This is a genomic window from Nocardia sp. NPDC004654 (assembly GCF_040609595.1).
Lineage (GTDB): Bacteria > Actinomycetota > Actinomycetes > Mycobacteriales > Mycobacteriaceae > Nocardia.
Genome location: NZ_JBEXKI010000009.1, coordinates 1 through 20,147, shown reverse-complemented (window position 1 = coordinate 20,147; position 20,147 = coordinate 1). Strand labels below are relative to the sequence as shown.

The window sequence follows — 20,147 nt, the reverse complement described above, 5'->3', positions numbered from 1 at the left end:
CGCTCCCGCGAGATCGAGCCGCGCTGTCGGTTACCGCACCGTCGGCGGCGGTGTCGATGGTCGAGTCCGTCACCCGTAGTCCTCCTCGATCGTCACGGCCTGCGCCGGTGCTCCGTCCTCGGGCTCGCCGATCCAGCTGATCGCGAGCGGTCCGAGCGGATCGGGCTGGTCGAACTCGATGGTCTTGCCCCGGTACAGCTCGAGCAGCGCGAGGAAGCGCGCCACGATCTGCACCGGCATCTCGCAGTCGGCGACCAGCTCGGCGAACGTCGTCCACCCGCCCGCGCCGCGCGCCTTCAGTCGTTCCAGCACCAGCGCGGCCTGCTCGGCGACCGAGATGGCGTGCGCGTGCAGGTGGTCCAGCCCGACCTCAGGCGTCGGGCGCGGGCGGAACGCCGCGGCGGCGATATCGGCGAATCCGGCCGCGTCGACTCCCAGCGTAACCTCGGGCAGCAGACCGGCGAACCGCTCCTCCAGGCCGACCGAGCGCGGATAGCGGCGCAGCGCGACCGCCTCCAGTTCACCGAGCAATTCGGCGACCTGCTTGAACGCCCGGTACTGGAGCAGCCGGGCGAACAGCAGGTCGCGCGCCTCCAGCAGTTCCAGATCCTCGGCGTCGGTGACCTCACCGGAGGGCAGCAGCCGCGCGGCCTTCAGGTCGAGCAGGGTCGCGGCGACGACCAGGAATTCGGTGGTCTGGTCGAGGATCTTGTCCGCGCGCAGCCCGCTCTGCTCGTTCATGCTCGCGGTCATCGCCTTGGTGTAGGCGATGAACTCGTCGGTGACCTGATGCAACGCCACCTCGGTGACGTCCAGCTTGCGCGAGCTGATCAGGGTGAGCAGCAGGTCGAACGGCCCCTCGAAATTGCTGAGCTTGAGCCGGAAACCGGATCCGCCCTGCTCGGCATCGCCCGTGGTCGTCGAATCACGCGGCTCCGCGGCATCACTCGACTCCGCGGCATCGTCCGGTCGCACCGCATCGCCGAATTCCGCGGGTTCACGCGGCTCGTCCGAATCGCCCCGCGCGACAACGTGCGGGCCGATCGTCTGCGTAGTCGTCGTTCGTGCGGGGTCCGCTGCCTCGCTCACCGGCCGGACCGGTGGATGACTTCCCGCGCCATCGACCGATACGCTTCGGCGCCACCGGATTTCGGCGCCCACGTGGTAATGGGTTCACCGGCCACGCTCGCGTCCGGGAAGCGGACGGTGCGCGCGATGGCGGTGTCGTAGACCAGCTCGCCGAAGACCTCGACGACACGCGCCATCACCTGGCGCGAATGTAGTAGGCGGGCATCGAACATGGTGACCACGATGCCGTACAGGCTCAGCCGCGGGTTCAGCCGGTCGCGCACCTTCTCCACGGTGTCGTTGAGCAGCGCGAGCCCGCGCAGCGAGAAGTACTCGCACTCCATCGGAATGATGACGCCGTCGGAGCAGGCCAGCGCGTTGACGGTGAGCAGGCCGAGCGAGGGCTGGCAGTCGATGAGGATGTAGTCGTAGCGGTCGCGCACGGGTTCCAGTGCGCGGCCGAGGGTCTGCTCCCTGCCGACCTCGTTGACGAGCTGGATCTCCGCGGCCGAGAGATCGATGTTGCTCGGCAGCAGGTCCATGTTCTCGACCTTGGTCCGCATCAGCACGTCGTCGATGGAGGTGCGGCTGCCGACGAGCAGGTTGTGCACCGTGAGGTCGAGATCGTGGTGGGCGACGCCGAGTCCGGCCGAGAGCGCGCCCTGCGGATCCAAATCGACCAGCAGCACGCGGCGGCCGTATTCGGCCAGTGCCGCGCCGAGATTGATGGTGGAGGTCGTCTTGCCGACTCCGCCCTTCTGGTTGCACATGGCCACGATGAGCGCCTCGCCGTGCCGGGCGACCGGCGGCGGGTCGGGCACCAGGCGCAGTGGGCGTCCGGTCGGTCCCAGTTCCGGGCTCTCCGGAACGGGCTCGACCCCGCTGTCCCACAGCGTTTCCGCCGCGGCGTCCGAGTACCCGTCCGACCGGGGCCCCGTAAGCGGCTGCGCCCCAGCACCCATCGGCGGCTCCGCCGCGCCGGCTGTCGTCACGATCCGCTGCTCCTTAGACGTTCCTGCCCGTTGCCTCGCCGAGCCTAGCGAGGCCGATCGGGCCCGACCTCGCTTTCGTACGGTCCAGCTCTCGGTAGACGCTACCGCTTGACCGCGCGAGACCCGCGCTCGGACACGCGACACCCGCGTTGCTGTCGCGATGCTCTCCCACCCCGACTCGCCGCACGTGTCACGACCGAGCTGCCGGAAGCACTTCGATTTCGGACGATACCCGCTGTCCGGGTCGGCGACGAGCGGTCGACGGCGACGCGCGCGGCTCAGCGGGCGCGCGGATGGGCGGTCGCCCACACCTCGCGCAGCGTGTTCACGGTGACCAGCGTGTAGATCTGGGTGGTCGTCACGGAGGCGTGGCCGAGCAGTTCCTGCACCACGCGCACGTCGGCGCCGCCGTCGAGCAGGTGCGTCGCGAACGAGTGCCGCAGGGTGTGCGGCGAGACGGCCGCGCCGATTCCCGCGCGTTCCGCCGCGGTCTGCAGGACTTGCCAAGCGCTCTGGCGGGACAGCCGCCCGCCGCGCGCGTTCAGGAACAGCGCGCCCGCGACGTTCTTGCCCGCCGCGGCCAGTGTCGGACGCCCGCGCACCAGATAGGCGTCCACCGCCGACAGCGCGGGACGGCCGATCGGCACCATGCGTTGTTTGCCGCCCTTGCCGCGCAGGACGACGGCGCGGTCGTCGGTGTCGAGATCGTCGACGTCGAGGCCGACCATCTCGGAGATGCGCGCGCCCGTGGAGTAGAGCAGTTCCAGCAGGGCGCGGTCGCGCAGCCCGCGCGGTCCTCCGTCGACCGCGTTCTGTTCCTCGTCCGCGATGGCGCCGCCACCCGCCGCCTCCAGCAGGCGCAGCACCTTGTCGTAGGGCAGTGCCTTGGGCAGCCGCCTACCCGGCGCGGGCGGTTTCACCGCGTGCGCGACATCGGTTCTGGTGAGTCCCTCGGCCGCGGCGAAGCGGTGCAGTCCACGCACCGCGATCAACGCGCGCGCCACCGAGCTCGCGGCCAGCGGCGGATGCTGCTCGCCACCGGCGCGCAGGGCGACGGTGAACTCGGCGACATCGGATTCGGCGACACGATCCAATTCGGTGACGCCGCGCCCGATCAGGAAGTCGCGATAGCGATCGAGATCGCGGCGATAGGCGCCGAGGGTGTTGCGCGCGGCTCCGCGCTCGACAGCGAGATGGTCGAGGTAGGAGTCGATCTCGCGCGCGATCACCCTCGAATCCTGTCAGCTTTCCGGCGGCGGCGCCGCTTTACGCCGCAGCAGCGCGGTGGGTTGTCCAGGCCACGGCGCCTCGGCGGGTCGTAGCGGCGTGTCGCCGGAGCGCGCCGCCACGAGGGCGAGCACGCCCGCCACCGCGGTGGCGTTGGTGATCTCCCCGGCCAGCGCCGCGCGCACCGCCTCGGTGACCGGCATCCGGACCAGTTCCAGATCCGCCTCTTCGAACTCCGGGTCCGGCCGGTCGGTGTCGTACAGCCCGCTGGCCAGGTAGACCCGCAGCGCCTCGTCGGTGAACCCCGGCGAGAGCGCCACGTCGACGAGGACCGCCCATTCCCGCGCGGCGAGCCCGGTCTCCTCGGCGAGTTCCCGCTTCGCCGCCGCGAGCGGGTCCTCGCCGGGAATGTCGAGCAGGCCCGCGGGCAGCTCGAGCAGCCGGGCGCCGAGCGGGTGCCGGTACTGGCGGATCAGCACGATGTTGTCGTCGTCATCGATCGCGGCCACCGCGACGGCGGCGTGGTGCTCGACGACCTCGCGTTCCACCACGTGCCCGCCGGGCATCGCCACCCGATCCTGGCGCAGCGCCAGGATCGCGCCGGTGTAGAGCGTCTTGCTCGCGACGGTCTCGAATTCGTGACGTCCCGGCACATCTCCCCCTCTGTCGCTCACTTCGATGCCTATTCCGCGTTCGCCAGTTCCTCGCCGGGGATGTCCACCGGAAGCCGTTCGGCCAGCTTGTATTTCAGCGCCGCCGCGATGAGCGCCGCGAACAGCGGATGCGGGCGGGTCGGGCGGCTCTTGAGCTCCGGGTGCGCCTGGGTGGCGACGAAGAACGGGTGCACGTCGGCGGGCAGCTCGACGAACTCGACCAGGTGCCCGTCGGGCGAGGTGCCGCTGAACTTCAGACCGCTGGTGCCGATCTTGTCGCGGTAGGCGTTGTTCACCTCGTAGCGGTGCCGGTGCCGCTCGGACACGTGCTCGGCGCCGTAGGCCTGCGCGACGACGGACCCCTTCTCCAGGGTCGCCGGGTACGCGCCGAGGCGCATGGTGCCGCCGAGATCGGCCTCGCCCGCCACGACGTCCTTCTGGTCGGCCATGGTGGAGATGACGGGGTGCGTGGTGTCCGGCTCGAACTCGGCCGAGTTGGCATCGGCGAGGCCGACCGAGCGGGCCGCCTCGATCACCACGCACTGCAGGCCGAGGCACAGCCCGAGCAGCGGGATCTTCCTGGTCTTGGCGAAGCGGATCGCGCCGACCTTGCCCTCGATGCCGCGGATGCCGAAGCCGCCGGGGATCAGCACCGCGTCCACGTCGCGCAGCGCGGCCGCCGCGCCGGACTCGGTCTCGCATTCGTCGGAGGGCACCCAGCGGATCTTCACCTTGGCGCGCGAGGCGAACCCGCCCGCGCGCAGCGCCTCGGTGACGGACAGGTACGCGTCGGGCAGGTCGACGTACTTGCCGACCAGCGCGACCTCGACCTCCTCGCGCGGCTGATGCACGCGATCGAGCAGGTCGCCCCACACGGTCCAGTCCACGTCGCGGAACGGCAGGCCGAGCCTGCGCACCACGTAGGCGTCCAGGCCCTCGCGGTGCAGCACCTTCGGGATGTCGTAGATGGAGGGAGCGTCGGGGGTGGAGATGCAGGCGTCCACGTCGACGTCGCACATCAGCGCGATCTTGCTCTTGAGCGCCTGCGGCACCTCGCGGTCGCAGCGCAGGATCAGCGCGTCGGGCTGGATGCCGATGTTGCGCAGCGCGGCCACCGAGTGCTGGGTCGGCTTGGTCTTCAGCTCGCCCGAGGGCGCCAGGTACGGCACCAGCGAGACGTGCAGGAAGAAGACGTTGTCGCGGCCCACGTCGTGGCGGATCTGCCGGGCGGCCTCCAGGAAGGGCTGCGACTCGATGTCGCCGACGGTGCCGCCGATCTCGGTGATCACCACATCGGGCGTCTGCCCCTGCAGATCGGGGCCGCTCATCGCGAGGATGCGGCTCTTGATCTCGTCGGTGATGTGCGGGATCACCTGCACCGTGTCGCCCAGGTACTCGCCGCGGCGCTCCTTGGCGATCACCGACGAATAGATTTGCCCCGTGGTCACATTCGCGTCGCGGGACAGGTCCCGGTCGAGGAATCGCTCGTAGTGGCCGACGTCCAGATCGGTCTCGGCGCCGTCCTCCGTCACGAACACCTCTCCGTGCTGGAACGGATTCATGGTGCCCGGATCGACGTTCAGATAAGGGTCGAGTTTCTGCATGGTGACGCGCAGACCGCGCGCCGTCAGCAGCTGACCGAGGCTCGAAGCGGTAAGGCCTTTACCCAATGAGGAGGCGACACCACCGCTGACGAAGATGTGTTTGGTAGCGGTTCGCGTCTGAATCCGTGTTTGACCCACGGGTCTTCACGGTAACACGTCCGAGCCCGGTGAAACGAACGCCACGCACGTTTGCTGACCGATCGCCAGAACTCGGTCAGAGCGGCGGGTCTGCGACTGTGAGCGGGATCGCCCGGCGGCGTCCGCACGTGCGGCGGGATAGCGGCGGTCCGCGAGTTCAGCCCGGCAGCGCGGCGAGGGTGAGCGAGGTCGCCTTCGCGCCGGTGCCGTATCGCCCCGCGCCGCCGTTGAGCTGTTCGCTGAGCCCGAGGACGGCGGTGACCCTGCCGATCTCCCGATTCAGATTGTCCACGGTGGTCAGGGTGGTGGCCAGCGTCGCGTCGGACCGGGCGGACGCGATCGGTCCCGCGCCCTCGGCCGCGCCGGAACGGCCCGCGAGCACCACGCCCGCGCCGCGCCCGCGCAGTCCGCCCGCGAACCGGGCCAGATTCGAACCTTGGCTGTTCTCCGCGGCTTTCGCGCCGTTGCCGGTCACCACCACCGCGAGCTGGGCGGGCTGCACCGGCGTGTCGCCGTAGGCGAGGAAGCCGCCGCCGCGCAGGGTCTCCAGCACCAGGCTCAGCTCCTGCTGGGTGCTGCGCGGTTGCGCGGTGGCCGGATCGAGCAGCAGCACCAGGCCGAGCAGATCGCCCGCCATGCTGCCCTGGTCGACGCCGCCGGTGCGCAGCTGCGCGCCAGCCGGGATGACGTTGGTGATCGCGGTGCGCAGCCGGTCGCCCTCGGTCGCGTCGGTGAACGCGTCGGTCAGCGCGATCGGGCCCGCCACCGTCGCGCCCGCGGTCTGGATGCCCTTCGACACCGCCTCGATATCGGCGGCGTCCGCGTCCGGAGTGGTGAAGATTACGACCGAGCGAGCGCCGAGTGCGCCGCCCAGAATGCGGTCCGCGGAGCCCGCGATGAACCGGTCGGCGGCGTCGAGCTGGTCGGTGCGATGGCGGTTCTGTTCGCCGAGCGCGTCGACCTGCTGACGCAGTTCGGTCTTGTCCGCGCGCAGTCCGGAGAGCAGGTCCGCGGCGAGCGTCTGCGAGCCGAGCACCACGCCGATGGCGAGCGCGAGGAAGACGGCCACGAGGGAGGTCGCGTGCTGGCGCAGTGAGATCATTACCGCCCCTGAGTGTTCGACAGGTCTTGTAGGAGGCCCTCGGCCCGAACCGAGAGGCGGTTCCAGGTGTCGACGCCCCAGTCGAGCAGTTCGCCGCCGGAGTTGGAGGCGAGCAGCACCACGATGACCGCGATCAGCGCGGCCAGCACCACCATCGCGATCGCCACGCCCGACACCCGGTTGCGGTACAGGGTGGCGACGGCCTTGGCGTCCATCAGCTTGGTGCCGAGCTTGAGTCTGGTCAGGAAGGTGGCAGGGTTGCTGTCGCGGCGGCCGCGGTCGAAGAAGTCGTCCAGCGAGGCGGCCGCGCCGACGGTCACGATCAGCGCGGCGCCGTGGTGGTGGGCCAGCAGCAGCGCGAGGTCGGCGGGCGCGCCGGAGGACGGGAAGGTGGTCGCGCCGATGCCCAGATCCTGGATGCGTTCCAGGCCCTTGGCGTGGCCGTCGGTGTCGGCGGGCAGGATGACCTCCGCGCCGCACTTCATGGTCGCCGAGGTGATCTCTTCCGGATCGCCGACGATCAGATCGGGCCGGTAGCCCTGCTTCACCAGGGTGTCCGCGCCGCGGCCGACGCCGACCATGATCGGTGTGTACTCCTTGACGAACGGCTTGAGCCGCTTCAGGTCGTCGGCGTGGTCGGGGCCGTCGGCCACCACGACCACGTGCCTGCGCTTCATGTCGAGCTCCAGCTCGGGAACGCCGATGCCGTCGATGAGCAGCGCGCTCTCGGTGCGGACGTACTCGATGGTGTTGCCCGCGAAGGCTTCCAGGTGATCGGCCAGTCCGTTGCGTGCCTCGATCATCCGCTCGGCGACGGTGGCCTCGGTGAGCTCGATGGCCTCGACCAAGACCTCCGGCTCCTTCTTGGTCAGCTTGTCCGCGTAGACGACGCCCCCGTCGATGCGGACCCGGCTGCCGTCCTTGATCTTGGTGAAGGCGTCGGAACTGACCGTGTCCAGCAGCGGAATGCCGTTGGACACCAACACTTCCGGGCCCAGGTTCGGGTAGCGGCCGGAGATCGAGGGCGAGGTGTTGATCACCGCGACCACACCCGCCTCCACCAGCCGATCGGCGGTGATCCGATCCAGGTCCATCTCGTCGAGTACGACGACATCGCCGGGACCGATCCGTCGCAGCAGGCGCCGGGTGTTGCGATCCACCCGGGCCGTCCCGGTCAGACCGGGCAGCGTTTCGGTGTTCTTCGACAACAACGCCAGCATCCTCATGGCCCGATGATGGCCGCAAACTCTCAACCACTGGTGGAGGCGCGCCGGAACCACCCGCCCCATTCGTCACAGTGATACAAGCCTGTCCCATTTTCGAACCGACCGGACTGGTTGCCTCCACGTCGCACGCGCCTCGGACAGCGCTGCCGCTCGAGGCATGAGTTTGCGACGCCGCGCTGCGCGTCGTCGCCCGCGCCGGACTGGCGCAGCCGACCATGCAGGAAGTCGCCAAGCCCGAAACGCTGACATGGTGGGTTCCTTTCGTCCAAGCCGCCTGCGCCCACGCGGTCTACCGTGCTTCGGTATGAGGAGCTCAGGGACAATCGAGAATGGATCGGTCGCGGAAGAGATCCGGCGGCGTTATGACGAGTGGCTGGCGGCGCTGGTAGCCAACGATGCCCGGCTGATCGCCGAATTCGTCTCCGACGACTGGGTTTTCGTTTCGTCGAACGGCGTGTCGGAGGGGGCGCGATTTCTCGAGTTGGTCGGCGCCGGGACGCTGAGCCACTCGATGATGGAGCGGGTCGGCGAGCCTCGGATCCAGGTGTACGGGGACGTCGCGACGCTGACGGTGCGGGTTCGCAATACGGCGCACTACGAGGGCGGGCGCGTCGACGCCGACGAATGGACCACCGATGTGTTCGTGCGTCACGACGGACGCTGGCTGTGCGTGCTCACCCAACTCACCGACGCCGCCTGATCTCGTGCGCCGGTTCAGGTGCACCTGGTGCGATCGGCCGCGAGATTCCCGCACTGTCGAAATCACTGATGAGCAGAAGATTTCGCGGTGAGCGTCGGCGGCATGAGGATGAGCTTTCGCGACATTGGCCGCGGTCGGAGCCGCTCGTAACGTCGCGGGCATGACTTTGCAGCTCGGCGTCATCCTGCCCACCTCCTCCCCCGATCCCGAAAACCCGATGCTCGGTGACGTCCGTGCGGCCGCGAGCTTCGCCGAAGCGGCGGGGCTCGAATCGGTCTGGGCCGCAGATCATTTGGTGGCCAGCGGCCCGATTCTGGACAGCACGGTGGTGCTGGCCACGGCGGCCGCCGCGACCCACCGCGTGCGCGTCGGCTACGGGGTGCTGATCCTCGCCCTGCGCCCGGTCACTTGGGCGGCCAGGCAGATCGGCGCGTTGCAGTACGTGTCGGACAACCGCCTGTTGCTCGGCGTCGGCACCGGCAATCCGGCCCACGGCGACGTCGGTTGGCGCGCGGCGGGCGCGTCCTTCGCCGAGCGCGGCCCACGCACCGACGAGGCGCTGCGCCTCCTCCCCGACCTGGTCGCCGGAAAACCGGTGACCCTCACCGACGGAACCGAACTCGCCCTCGCCCCCGTCGCGACGATGCCACCGGTTCTGGTCGCGGGCGACGGTCCACGGGCGCGGCGGCGGGCGGCCGAGTACGCCGACGGCTGGATCACGATCGGCGCGAGTCCCGCGCAAGTCTCCGCGAGCGCACGCGAATTGTCCACGCTCGCCGACGGATACGGTCGCACCGCGCCGACGATCACCGTGGTCGCCCCGCCGATGGCCACCGCTCCCGGGCAGGCCGCCGACCAACTGGCCGAATACGCCACCGCCGGCGCCGAACGGGTGATCCTCGCGCCGTCGCCCACGGGGTGGGAAGCGAGTTACGAGTTCGCCGCCGAGCTCCAGCAGTCACTGTGAACCTCGGAAATCGGCCTCCGCGCTGATGGAAGCGCTGCCCTACCGGGACTGGACCATCGGCGTCGGCCTGGACTCCGACGAGCGCGGCAACCCGCCGCGCAAGTTCGCCGCCGCATTCGAACGGGCTCGCCGCGAGGGCTTCTTGCTCACCATGCACTGCGACATCGATCAACCCGACTCCCGCGAACACATCCGCCAAGCGCTGGAGGAGATCAGCGTCGACCGGCTCGACCACGGCACCAACATCGTCGAGGACGACCGGCTGGTGGAGCTGGCCCGCAATTCCTTCGGCGCGTCTTGGCTCCCGGCGCGCTTGGACGGCTACCTCTGCGAGATCGACGCCTACGTCGCCAACAGCTGAGGTCGATGCGGCAATTACATGTCATCGCCGCCGCCACTCGAGCGCCTCGGCTACATTGAAGCGACTTCTCAATGCCGAGCACGTTCGCGGCGTCGCCGAAGTCGGGAGCGGCGACGGCACGGCAGGCGACGGCGCACCCGGGCACAGAGGATCGACCGATGGCCACCGAATCCCGTTCGTTCTTGTCGCGGATCTCGCCGACGCAATGGGCCGCGCTCGCTCTGACGGTGCTCGCGGTGCTGTTCGTCCTGGAGAACCGCACCAAGGTGACGATCGAATTCCTGCTGATCAGCGTGCAGTCGCCGATGTGGCTGATCCTGCTCGTCATGTTCGCCGTCGGCTGGATCGCCGGCGTGCTGACGATGCGCAAGCGGCGCTAGACAGGGCCTAGATCAGGCGCTCGGTTCCAGCACGATCTTCACCGCGCCGTCGGACTTCTGCTGGAACATCGCGTAGGCCTCCGGCGCGGCGGACAGCGGAAGGCGGTGCGTGGCAAAGGATTCCACGCCGAGCGGATCGCCGTCCACCAGCAGCGGCATGATGTCGTCGACCCAGCGGGTGACGTTCGCCTGGCCCATGCGCAGCTGGATCTGCTTGTCGAACAGCACCCGCATCGGAATCGGATCGACCATTCCGCCGTACACGCCGACCAGCGAGATCGTCCCGCCCCTGCGCACGATGTCGATCGCCGAGTGCAGTGCGGCGAGACGATCGATACCGGCGTTGTCCATCAGCTTCTGCGCCACGGCATCCGGCAGGTAGGCCGCGGAGCGCTGGGCGATCGAGGCGAAAGGCGAGCCGTGCGCCTCCATACCGACGGCGTCGATCACCGCGTCGGTCCCCCGGCCTTCGGTGATCTCCCGGATCACGTCGCCCAGCGGCGCGCCGACCGCCTCGAAGTCGAGCACCTCGATGCCGCGCGCGGCGACCCGCGCCAGACGCTCGGGCACACGATCGACGCCGATCACCCGGTAGCCGTGCTGCGCGGCGACCCGGCAGGCCATGTCACCGATGGGGCCGAGACCGAGCACGGTGACCGAGCCGCCGTCCGGCACCCCGGCGTACTCGACGGCCTGCCACGCCGTGGGCAGCACGTCCGAAAGGTAGAGGAAGCGGTCGTCATCGGGCCCCTCGGGCACCTTGATGTGCGTGTGCTCGGCGTACGGCACCCGCAGGTATTCGGCCTGCCCGCCAGGCACCTGTCCGTAGAGCTTGGAATAACCGAACAGGGCGGCGCCGCTGCCGTAGTCGCGGACCTGCGTTGTCTCGCACTGGGTCGGCAGACCCGCCGCGCACATCACGCATCGACCGCAGCTGATCTGGAAGGGCACCACCACCCGGTCACCCTTCGCCAGACCGGTCACCTCCGAGCCGACCTCCTCGACGATGCCCATGGGTTCGTGCCCGAGCACGTCGCCCGCGCTCATGTACGCGCCGAGCACTTCGTAGAGGTGCAGATCGGAACCGCAGATGCCCGAGGACGTCACCCGCACGATGGCGTCGGTGGGCGATTCGATGCGCGGATCCGGCACGGAATCGACCGATATCTTGCGCCTGCCCTGCCACGTCACGGCCTTCATGCGGGTCTCCTCGCCGAGTATTCGGATATACCGGCGGCGTTGATGAGCCGTCGGACGAAGTCTTTCCAGGCCGCGTCAGTCCTCGTCGTCGAGCGAGGTCACGCCCGTGACGACGGTGATGGCGAACGACTGGGTGTTCAGGCACCCCGCGGTCACCGTGCTGCCCGCGGCGAATCCGCCGCGGCTCTCCCCGGCCCGCGCCATGTCGAAGCGGCTCCCCTGCTGCTCGGCCGAGCCGATCAGCGCGCAGGTCCACTGCTCGCCCTCCGGGTTGCTGCCGACCGCGATGCTGCCTTCCTCGGCGGTGTCGGCGGTGAGCGTCGGGGCCGCGGCGGCCAGCGCGCCGCCGAGCACGACCGCCGAGGCGGCGGCCGCGGTGATGAACGCCAAGCGAAGACCCGTTCGGAACATGGTCGTCCTCCTGATTTTCGGCTGTCGATGTACCCGCAGTTGCCCGTCAGCGCGGACCGAAACCGAATCGACGGAATGTGACCGCGCCTACACGACACTCCGGCGCGTGACGTGGTACCTATACACTTCCGTCACAGACAGCTCGAAGAGGAGAAACGCATGGCCAGCAGCACCGTCGACGCCGTAATCCCCGCCCCGCGCGAGGCCGTCTACAAGTTCTTCGCCGAACGGGACGGCATCAACGGCCACCTCCCCGGCGTGCAGTTCACCCTGAAGAAGCCGGGCTCCCCGACGCCCTCGGGTGTGGGCGCTCAGTACGTGGTGGGCCGCGGTACCGTCGGCTTCATCGAGGAGACCACCAAGCTGGTGCCCGGCGAGCGGATGGAATACAAGATCGTCAAGGGCGTCCCCGTGAAGCGCCACGTCGGCATCGTGACCTTCGCCGACGCCGAGGGCGGCACCCGGGTGACGTACACGATGGAGTCGGAGCCGAGCTTGCCGGTGCCCGCCAAGGCGGTCGAGGCCGGCCTGCGGGTCCTGATCAACCAGTTCATCAAGGGCGCGCAGAAGGCGTTCCGCTGATCACTCCGGCCGCACTGGGTTCTCACCAGCCACTCTGAGCCCGGGACGCGCGCCGAAAAGACTTGCGTGACGAGGCCCTCGCCCCGAAGTACTTTCGGGACGAGGGCGTCTCGCGTTCGGGACTTCAGGCGGTGGCGCGCTCGGCGCGGGCGGTCTCCAAGAGTTCCTCGGCGTGCGCGCGACCGGTCTCGGTGTCGTCCAGACCGGCGAGCATGCGGGCCAGCTCGATGACGCGCTCGTCCTTGGTGAGCGCACGAACCCCACTGTTGACCTTGCCCTTGCCGTCGTCGGACTTGTCCACCACCAGATGCGTGTCGGCGAACGCCGCGACCTGGGGCAGGTGCGTCACCACGATGACCTGGTGGGTGCGCGCCAGCCTGGCCAGCCTGCGGCCGATCTCCACCGCGGCCCGGCCGCCGACACCGGCGTCGACCTCGTCGAACACCATCGTCGCGCCGTGATCGGAACTGGCGAGCACCACCTCGAGCGCGAGCATCACCCGCGACAGCTCGCCACCAGAGGCGCTCTTGCTCAACGGCAGCGACTGCGCGCCCGAATGCGCGGAGAGCCGGAACTCGACCTCGTCCACACCGGACGAGCCCGCGTGCAGTTCGGCGCCGTCGACGGTCAGCGGCGCGGAATCCTGGGCGCCCGCGGGCACCGGACGCACCTCGACCTCCAATCGCGCCTTCCCCATCGCCAGACCACCGAGTTCGGCGCTGACCGCCGCGGCCAGCTTGCCCGCGGATTTGGTGCGGGCCGCGGTGAGCTTGCGGGCCGCCGCGCGCACGCGTTCGGCGGCGATGTCGACCTCCGCGGCAAGCTTGGTCAGTGCCTCCTCGGAAACGTCGAGCGAATCCAGCCGGGCGCGCGCCTCGTCGGCCCAGGCGATGACGCCGTCGATGTCGGGCGCGTACTTGCGTGTGAGGCTCTTGAGTTCGGCCTGCCGGGTCAGCAGCGAATCGAGCGCGCCGGGATCCGACGGCAGGTCGGAGAGGTAACCGCTCAGCTCGGTGGTCAGGTCGACGACCACCGCGATGGCCTCGCCCAGCCGCGGCGCGAGCGCGGACAGGGCCGGATCGTCGGCCGATTCCAGCCGCGAGCGCGCGGCGCCGAGCAATTCCAGTGCGCCGGAACCGTCTTCGGGCGCGTCGGCCGGTCCGGCGAGCGCGTCGTGCGCGGTCGCCGCGGCCTCGCGCAACGAATCCAGGTCGCTCAGTCTGCGCACCTCACCGACGATCCGCACGTCCTCGCCGGGTTCGGGTGCGATGGCGTCGATCTCGGCGAGCGAGTGCTTGAGCCGATCGGCCTCCAACGCCAATTCCCTGCTGCGCGCGGTGCGTTCGAGCAGCTCGTTGCGTGCGTCCAGCCAGGAGCGGCGGTGCACCTGATACTTGCGCAGCAGCGGGCCGACGGTCTCGGACGCGAACTGGTCGAGCGCGTTGAGCTGCTGTTCCGGGCGTTGCAGGCGCAGCTGGTCGTTCTGTCCGTGCACGGTCAACAGCGGCGCGGTGAAATCGGCGAGCACCGAGGCGGGCACACCGCGCCCGCCGAGATGCGCACGCGAGCGTCCGTCACTGCCGACCGTGCGGATCGCGATGATGCTGCCGTCGTCGTCGGCCTCGGCCGCCGCCGATTCCAGCACCTGCCCGACCTCGGTGCGGGCGGCCTCGTTCACGTCCTCGACGGTGAACCGGCCCTCCACGACCGCGCGCGCCGCGCCCAGCCGCACCCGTCCCGCGTCCGCGCGGGCGCCGCTCAGCAGGTGCAAGCTGGTCACCACCATGGTCTTGCCCGCGCCGGTCTCACCGGTCAGGACGGTGAGACCCTCGTGGAACTGCGCCGTGGCCGTGGATATGACGCCGAGGCTGTCAATCCTGATCTCTGTCAGCACGTGTGCTCTCCGTTCGCCGTCGGCCTCGCCAGCCGGTCACAGGCAACTGGAACTTGCGCACCATCCGGTCCGCGAACGGCGCGGAGTCCAACCGCACCCAGCGCACCGGTTCGGCGCCGCGGACGGCCTCGACGCGGCCGCCCTTCGGCAGCGCCATGGTGCGCCTGCCGTCCAGGAAAACTATCGCATCGTGGCCCGTGGCAACGGATTCCACCGCGATCCTGGACTCCGGGCTGGTCACCAGCGGCCGCGCGAACAGGGCGTGCGCGTTGCTCGGGATCACCAGCAGCGCCTCCAGCTCCGGCCACACCACCGGGCCACCTGCCGAGAAAGCGTAGGCCGTGGAACCGGTCGGCGTGGAGACCAGGATGCCGTCGCAGCCGAACGACGAGACGGGGCGCCCGTCGACCTCGAGCACCACCTCCAACACGCCCATCCGCGAAGCGTTCTCGATGCTGGCCTCGTTCAACGCCCAGCCGGTCTCCACCACCTCGTCGTCCACCCGGACCGACAGGTCGATCGTCATCCGGTGTTCGATGCGGTAATCGCCGCGCACCACCTGGCCCAAGGCCTCGTCCAAGTGCTCGGCCTCGGCCTCGGTGAGAAAACCGATGCGCCCCAGGTTGATTCCCAGCACCGGCACCGACGCGGGACGCGCCAGTTCGGCGGCGCGCAGGAACGTGCCGTCACCGCCGAGCACCAGCACCATCTCGCAGCCGACCGCGGCGTGCGGGCCGTGCTCGACCACCCGCACCGGATAGCCGCCTGGCGCCGCGAGGGCCACCGCGTCCGGCCCGGCCTCGACGTCGAAGCGGGTGCTGTCGGCCTCGTCGTCCAGAACCCGCAGCCCGATTCCCGCCTCGGTGAAGATCTTCGCCACCCGGTGGGCGGTCTCGATGATCTCGGCCCGGCCCGGATGCGAGACCAGCAGGATCTCCCGGCCGCCGGATTCCGGCGCCACCGCGTTCACTGTGGACCCTCCTCAACCGCACGCTCGACCAGAGCAGCGACCTGCTCCGCGTCGTATTCGAACTGCCCGTCCTTGCGCAGCCACAGAAAGTATTCGACATTGCCCGACGGACCCGGCAGCGGGCTGGCCACCGCGCCGAGCGTGCGCAGCCCGTGCTCGGCGGCCGCCGCGGCGACCGTCCGCACGGCCTCCGCGCGCAGCGCCGGATCCCGCACCACACCGCCGGAGCCGACCCGTTCCTTGCCGACCTCGAACTGCGGTTTCACCATGGGCAGCAGGTCGGCGCCGTCGGCGGCGCAGGCGGCGAGGGCGGGCAGCACCAAGCCGAGCGAGATGAAGGACAGGTCACCGACGACGAGTTCGACCGTGCCGTCGATGAGTTCGGGTGTCAGATTGCGGACGTTGGTGCGGTCGTACACGCGCACCCGGTCGTCGTTCTGCAACCGCCAGATCAGCTGGCCGTACCCGACATCGACGGCCACCACCTCGCGCGCGCCCCTGCTGAGCAGCACATCGGTGAACCCGCCGGTGGACGCGCCCGCGTCGAGACAGCGCTTGCCCGCGACACGCACGCCCTCGGCCTCGAATCGCTCCAGCGCGCCGAGGAGTTTGTGCGCGCCGCGCGAGGCCCACTGCACCTCGTCGGGCTCCTCCCGCACCAGCAGCGGGGTACCCGCCTCCACCGCGGTCGCCGGTTTGGTGGCGACCGATCCAGCAATCAGGACCCGACCCGCGCCGATCAGCTCGACCGCGTGCTCCCGCGATCGCGCCAACCCGCGGCGAACGAGTTCGGCGTCCACTCGCGCGCGCCTGGCCACCTCAGATCTTGTCCACCGTAGCCAGGGCCTGGACCAGCACGTCGTGTGCCTGCTCCAGGATGCGCGCGCGCCGGGTGATGTCGACGCCGGATTCCGCGCTCTCCGGGGCCGCCCCGAGGGCGGCGCCGCGCGCGTCGAGCTCGGCGAGCAGGCTGTCGATCTCGCCGCGGATCCGGTCCGGGTCGGCGGGCTCCGGGCGACCCTGCGCGCCGGGCAGATGCCTGCCGGGCAGCGGGATGCCGGGGCGGGGCGCGTTCGGTCCGGAACCGGGCACGCCGGGTCCCTGCGGGCGGGGCGTCGGAGTAGTCATCGTGTTGCCAACGCTATCGGATTTCCGAATCGGGCGCGCGCACCGTCACCGCCCGACCGGGGTAGCGCCGGAGCCGCTCGGACAGGTCGTCGGTCGAGTCGTCGTCGACCGGCGGGTGGTTCAGCGCGTCCAGGGAATCCGCGACGTAGGTGGGGATGCGTGTCTCGGGTGCGGTGCGTAGCTCGTCCAAGGTGCTCACGCCGGTCAGCACGAGCAGCGATTCGAGTCCGACGCGCTGCGCCCCCTCGATGTCGGTGTCCATGCGATCCCCGACGACCAGTGCGCTGCGGGTTCCGGCGCGCACCAGCGCGTCCTCCAGCAGCGGCGCGTACGGTTTGCCCGCGACGATCGGCTCGCGGTCCGAGGCGGCGCGCAGCGCGGCGACCATCGCGCCGTTGCCCGGTGCGAGACCGCGTTCGTTCGGCAGGGTCTTGTCGGTGTTGGCCGCAACCCAGAGCGCGTCGGCACGCAGCGCGTAGGCGGCCTCGGCCAGATCCGGCCAAGCCGTCTGCGGCGAATGCCCCTGCACCACGGCGGCGGGCACGGTCCCGTCGAAGCGGCGGATGCCGCGCAAGCCGACCGCGTCGACCTCGGCGACCAGATCGTCGGTGCCGACGACGAGCACTTCGGCGCCGGGGCGCAGGCGTTCGGCCAGCAGCCGCGCGGCCGCCTGGGCACTGGTCACCACGTCTTCAGCGGTCGCGGGGAAGCCAAGGTCCGCCAGATGTTCGGCCACCACCTCCGGGCCGCGACTCGCATTGTTGGTGACGTACACGAGCCGCTGCTCCGACTCGCCGTTGCCCGCCAACGCTTCCGGCGCACCCTCGATCACCGCCGGACCGCGATACAGCGTGCCGTCCAGGTCCAGCAACAGGGCTTCGTAGCGATCTCGTAGCCGCTTCACACCACTCTCACTTCGTGTCACCGTGCCGTGCCGAATTCCGTGCGCGCCCAAGGCTCGTCGCGCCGCTCGCCGTGGATCGATCCGCCATGGCCGAGTCGCGGCGCACGCCCGCCGATCCGAGCGCCTCGGCCACACGCCGAGGCCTCGACCCTACGTCAGGCGGCCGACAGATAGGGCATCGCGTTGCCGAGCACACAGCGCCGGGCGGACGATCCGGCCCAACGTGCTGAGCACGGCTTCGGTCGCCCACGGGTTGCGAAACCCGTTCCGCGACGGCGCTTCACGGTCGGCCCCTCAGCCGCCGCGCATCGAGCGCCTGAAGCGGCGTGGCGCAGTGTGGACCCGGCGACGATTACAACGCGGCCGCGTTTGCCGCGCAGTCCAGCGCGGTCGGTGCGGACTACAGGTCGGTGTCGCCGGTCAGTTCGTCGGCGCGTTCCTCGGCGTCGGTCTCGCCGTCGAGGTCGGCGGAGGCCGCGTTGAGGAACCAGGTCAGGCCCTCGTCGGTGCGACCCGCGGCGACCAGGGCGTCGGCGTAGGCGTAGAACAGGCGCGCCGCGGCGGAGCCGGTGCGCTCCGGGTCGAGGTCGGACGTTTGCAGCGTCACCACGGCCTGGTCGTACTGGCCGAGATCCATGCGCGCACCCGCCACGACGATGCGCAACTCGGTGGCCTCGTCACCGCTCAGCGTGCGGGCTTCGTCGCTACGCCCCAGCTCGATCGCGCGCTCGGGACGACCGAGACCGCGTTCGCAGTCGGCCATCACGGCGAGCAGACCGTGCCCGCCGGACATGCGCCGGGCAGTACGCAGCTCGGACAGCGCTTCCGCCCACTCGCCCGCGTGGTAAGCGACGACGCCCGCGGTCTCACGCACCACCGCGATCCGGCCCGCGCGCTGTCTGGCGGCGCGTGCGTGCGCGAGCGCCAAGCGCGGATCGTCCTCGACGAGGCGGACCGCCATCACCAGGTGCCGCGCCACGGTCTCGGCATTGCCCTTGTCCAGGCTCAGCAGATCGCGACGGACGGCGGTGTCCAAATCGGACGCCTGCACGTCGTCCGGCAGATCAGGTTCCTCGGGACGCGGCGGGCGCCGATCCATGGAACGGCCACCGGTGCGAGCGCCCTCGCCACCGCGACGACGATCCTGCTGTCCGCGGTCGTACTCGCCCGATTCGCTCCGGCGCTTGAAACCGCCCTGATCGCCGCTCTCGCCGCGATCGAAACCACGCTCCTCGGCACCGCCGCGATCGCCTTCGCGCCGAGCGAAGTCGGGACGATCACCACGGCGCTGGAAACCGCCGCGTTCTCCGGAGTCACCGCGGCGCTCGTATCCGCCACGCTCACTCTCGCCGCGCCCGGAGAACCCGCGCCGTTCGCCGGAATCCCCGCCGCGGCCGAACCCGCCACGCTCGCCGCGCGGCTTGAAGCCTTTGTCATCGGAGTCACGGCGCGGCTTGAATCCGCCACGTTCTCCGGAATCGCCGCGCCGCTCGTAACCACCACGATCGCCCGAGCCGCCGCGGCGGTCGAAACCACCGCGCTCTTCGGAACCACCGCGCTGGTACCCACCGCGCTCGGAACCACCACGATCGAAGCCACCGCGCTCACCGGAACCGCCACGGCGCTCGAACCCGCCACGCTCGCCCGAGCCGCCACGGCGGTCGAAACCACCGCGCTCACCCGATCCGCCACGGTTGAATCCGCCACGCTCGCCCGAGCCGCCGCGGCTGAACCCGCCACGCTCTTCGGAACCACCGCGCTGGTACCCACCGCGCTCGGAACCACCACGATCGAAACCGCCACGCTCACCGGAACCGCCACGGCGCTCGAACCCGCCACGCTCGCCCGAGCCGCCGCGCTGGAATCCACCGCGCTCGCTGGAACCGCCGCGACCGTAGCCGCCGCGATCCTCGGAGCCACCGCGTGGCTTGAAGCCTTTGTCATCGGAGTCGCGGCGCGGCTTGAATCCGCCACGTTCTCCGGAGTCACCGCGGCGCTCGTAACCGCCGCGTTCGCCCGACTCTCCCCGGCGCTGGAAACCACCGCGCTCTTCGGAAGAACCGCGCGAACCGTAACCGCCGCGCTCGCCGGAGCCCTCACCGCGCCGGAAACCGCCGCGACGTTCGCCGCCGCGGTCGAAACCGCCGCGACTATCGGAGTCCTCGCGTCTTCCAGAACCACCACGGCTACCGGGGTCCTCGCGGCGCTGGAAGCCACCGCGTCCACCGGACTCACCGCGTTCACCGGACCCGCCTTTGCGGTCGAAACCGCCGCGCGAAGATCCGTACGAGCCACCCGTGCCGCGAGACGGCCGGTCCGAACCGGCGTCGCGCTGACCCGAGGAGGAAGCGCTACGTCGGAATGGCTTCCGACCGTCGTTGTCTTCGGACACGGTGATCCCCTTCTAGGTTCCGCTGAGGTTGTTCAGGGCCCCATCAAATTGAATCACGTGCCGTCGGCGGGGCTCGGACTCGACGGCGCCAGAGGCGCGAAAGCGCCCCAAACGACGATAGGGGACCCAGAATTGGGTCCCCTATCGTGAAAGGATGTTCCGGCGGTGTCCTACTCTCCCACACCCTGTCGAGTGCAGTACCATCGGCGCAGGTGGCCTTAGCTTCCGGGTTCGGAATGGGACCGGGC

At 70.1% G+C, this 20,147-nt stretch carries 19 protein-coding genes, 1 rRNA gene and 2 pseudogenes; 6 read left to right on the top strand and 16 right to left on the bottom strand.

What is annotated here, in order from left to right; translation table 11 throughout:
- Window positions 1-69: 69 nt before the first annotated feature.
- The 7 genes from ABZV58_RS27750 to steA form a co-directional block, all read right to left on the bottom strand.
- On the bottom strand, window positions 70-1,089 hold the full coding sequence (locus ABZV58_RS27750) for a segregation/condensation protein A (protein ID WP_355003116.1): 1,020 nt from the start codon (window positions 1,087-1,089) through the stop codon (window positions 70-72).
- Window positions 1,086-2,030 (bottom strand): ParA family protein, encoded by a 945-nt coding sequence (locus ABZV58_RS27745; RefSeq protein ID WP_355003456.1) that lies wholly within the window; start codon window positions 2,028-2,030, stop codon window positions 1,086-1,088. The genes ABZV58_RS27750 and ABZV58_RS27745 overlap by 4 nt, the downstream gene beginning before the upstream one ends.
- Before the next feature lie 308 nt (window positions 2,031-2,338).
- Window positions 2,339-3,289, bottom strand: a complete 951-nt coding sequence (gene xerD / locus ABZV58_RS27740) for a site-specific tyrosine recombinase XerD (protein WP_355003115.1) — start codon at window positions 3,287-3,289, stop codon at window positions 2,339-2,341.
- A gap of 12 nt (window positions 3,290-3,301) precedes the next feature.
- Window positions 3,302-3,940, bottom strand: a complete 639-nt coding sequence (locus tag ABZV58_RS27735; RefSeq protein WP_355003114.1) for an NUDIX hydrolase — start codon at window positions 3,938-3,940, stop codon at window positions 3,302-3,304.
- A 29-nt stretch (window positions 3,941-3,969) separates the two neighbouring features.
- Entirely contained in the window at window positions 3,970-5,682 is a 1,713-nt protein-coding gene (locus tag ABZV58_RS27730; RefSeq protein WP_355003113.1) for a CTP synthase, read from the bottom strand.
- A 157-nt stretch (window positions 5,683-5,839) separates the two neighbouring features.
- A complete protein-coding gene (locus ABZV58_RS27725) occupies window positions 5,840-6,784 on the bottom strand; it encodes a copper transporter (RefSeq protein ID WP_355003112.1) in 945 nt (314 codons plus the stop codon).
- Window positions 6,784-8,010, bottom strand: a complete 1,227-nt coding sequence (steA, locus tag ABZV58_RS27720; protein ID WP_355003111.1) for a putative cytokinetic ring protein SteA — start codon at window positions 8,008-8,010, stop codon at window positions 6,784-6,786. The genes ABZV58_RS27725 and steA overlap by 1 nt, the downstream gene beginning before the upstream one ends.
- 304 nt (window positions 8,011-8,314) lie before the next feature.
- On the opposite strand from steA, the gene ABZV58_RS27715 reads away from it, so the two are divergent.
- The 4 genes and pseudogenes from ABZV58_RS27715 to ABZV58_RS27700 all read left to right on the top strand — a co-directional run bounded on the left by ABZV58_RS27715 (window position 8,315) and on the right by ABZV58_RS27700 (window position 10,418).
- Window positions 8,315-8,710: a nuclear transport factor 2 family protein gene (locus ABZV58_RS27715; RefSeq protein ID WP_355003110.1), complete on the top strand. Its 396-nt coding sequence runs from the start codon at window positions 8,315-8,317 to the stop codon at window positions 8,708-8,710.
- 160 nt (window positions 8,711-8,870) lie between these two features.
- A complete protein-coding gene (locus ABZV58_RS27710; RefSeq protein WP_355003109.1) occupies window positions 8,871-9,677 on the top strand; it encodes an LLM class flavin-dependent oxidoreductase in 807 nt (268 codons plus the stop codon).
- 10 nt (window positions 9,678-9,687) lie between these two features.
- Window positions 9,688-10,038: pseudogene (locus ABZV58_RS27705) on the top strand (hypothetical protein); the annotation flags it as partial.
- A 158-nt stretch (window positions 10,039-10,196) separates the two neighbouring features.
- The gene (locus ABZV58_RS27700) at window positions 10,197-10,418 is read left to right on the top strand and encodes a lipopolysaccharide assembly protein LapA domain-containing protein (protein ID WP_355003108.1); all 222 of its coding nucleotides are present in this window, start codon (window positions 10,197-10,199) and stop codon (window positions 10,416-10,418) included.
- 12 nt (window positions 10,419-10,430) lie between these two features.
- Here the strand turns inward: ABZV58_RS27700 and ABZV58_RS27695 are convergent, their stop codons facing one another.
- Complete coding sequence (locus ABZV58_RS27695; RefSeq protein WP_355003107.1) at window positions 10,431-11,618, bottom strand: zinc-dependent alcohol dehydrogenase; 1,188 nt, start codon at window positions 11,616-11,618, stop codon at window positions 10,431-10,433.
- A 75-nt stretch (window positions 11,619-11,693) separates the two neighbouring features.
- Entirely contained in the window at window positions 11,694-12,029 is a 336-nt protein-coding gene (locus tag ABZV58_RS27690; protein WP_355003106.1) for a hypothetical protein, read from the bottom strand.
- A gap of 159 nt (window positions 12,030-12,188) precedes the next feature.
- Between ABZV58_RS27690 and ABZV58_RS27685 the strand changes: the two genes are divergently transcribed.
- On the top strand, window positions 12,189-12,611 hold the full coding sequence (locus tag ABZV58_RS27685) for an SRPBCC family protein (protein WP_355003105.1): 423 nt from the start codon (window positions 12,189-12,191) through the stop codon (window positions 12,609-12,611).
- Between the two features lie 124 nt (window positions 12,612-12,735).
- On the opposite strand, the gene recN is transcribed toward ABZV58_RS27685, so the two are convergent.
- The 6 genes and pseudogenes from recN to ABZV58_RS27655 form a co-directional block, all read right to left on the bottom strand.
- On the bottom strand, window positions 12,736-14,505 hold the full coding sequence (recN, locus tag ABZV58_RS27680; protein WP_355003104.1) for a DNA repair protein RecN: 1,770 nt from the start codon (window positions 14,503-14,505) through the stop codon (window positions 12,736-12,738).
- On the bottom strand, window positions 14,483-15,475 hold the full coding sequence (locus ABZV58_RS27675) for an NAD kinase (RefSeq protein WP_355003103.1): 993 nt from the start codon (window positions 15,473-15,475) through the stop codon (window positions 14,483-14,485). The genes recN and ABZV58_RS27675 overlap by 23 nt, the downstream gene beginning before the upstream one ends.
- Entirely contained in the window at window positions 15,472-16,293 is an 822-nt protein-coding gene (locus ABZV58_RS27670; protein ID WP_067788262.1) for a TlyA family RNA methyltransferase, read from the bottom strand. Before ABZV58_RS27670 ends, ABZV58_RS27675 begins: the two co-directional genes overlap by 4 nt.
- A 1-nt stretch (window position 16,294) precedes the next feature.
- A complete protein-coding gene (locus ABZV58_RS27665; protein ID WP_355003102.1) occupies window positions 16,295-16,603 on the bottom strand; it encodes a hypothetical protein in 309 nt (102 codons plus the stop codon).
- A 13-nt stretch (window positions 16,604-16,616) separates the two neighbouring features.
- Window positions 16,617-17,507 carry an HAD-IIA family hydrolase gene (locus tag ABZV58_RS27660; protein ID WP_355003101.1) on the bottom strand — a complete coding sequence of 297 codons (891 nt, stop codon included), beginning with the start codon at window positions 17,505-17,507 and terminating at the stop codon, window positions 16,617-16,619.
- Window positions 17,508-17,907: 400 nt separating this feature from the next.
- Window positions 17,908-18,588, bottom strand: a pseudogene (locus ABZV58_RS27655) (hypothetical protein); the annotation flags it as partial.
- Between ABZV58_RS27655 and ABZV58_RS27650 the strand changes: the two are divergent.
- Window positions 18,475-20,049 (top strand): hypothetical protein, encoded by a 1,575-nt coding sequence (locus tag ABZV58_RS27650; RefSeq protein ID WP_355003100.1) that lies wholly within the window; start codon window positions 18,475-18,477, stop codon window positions 20,047-20,049. The pseudogene ABZV58_RS27655 and the gene ABZV58_RS27650 overlap by 114 nt on opposite strands.
- 7 nt (window positions 20,050-20,056) lie before the next feature.
- Here the strand turns inward: ABZV58_RS27650 and rrf are convergent.
- A 5S ribosomal RNA gene (gene rrf, locus ABZV58_RS27645) occupies window positions 20,057-20,147 on the bottom strand; the annotation flags it as partial.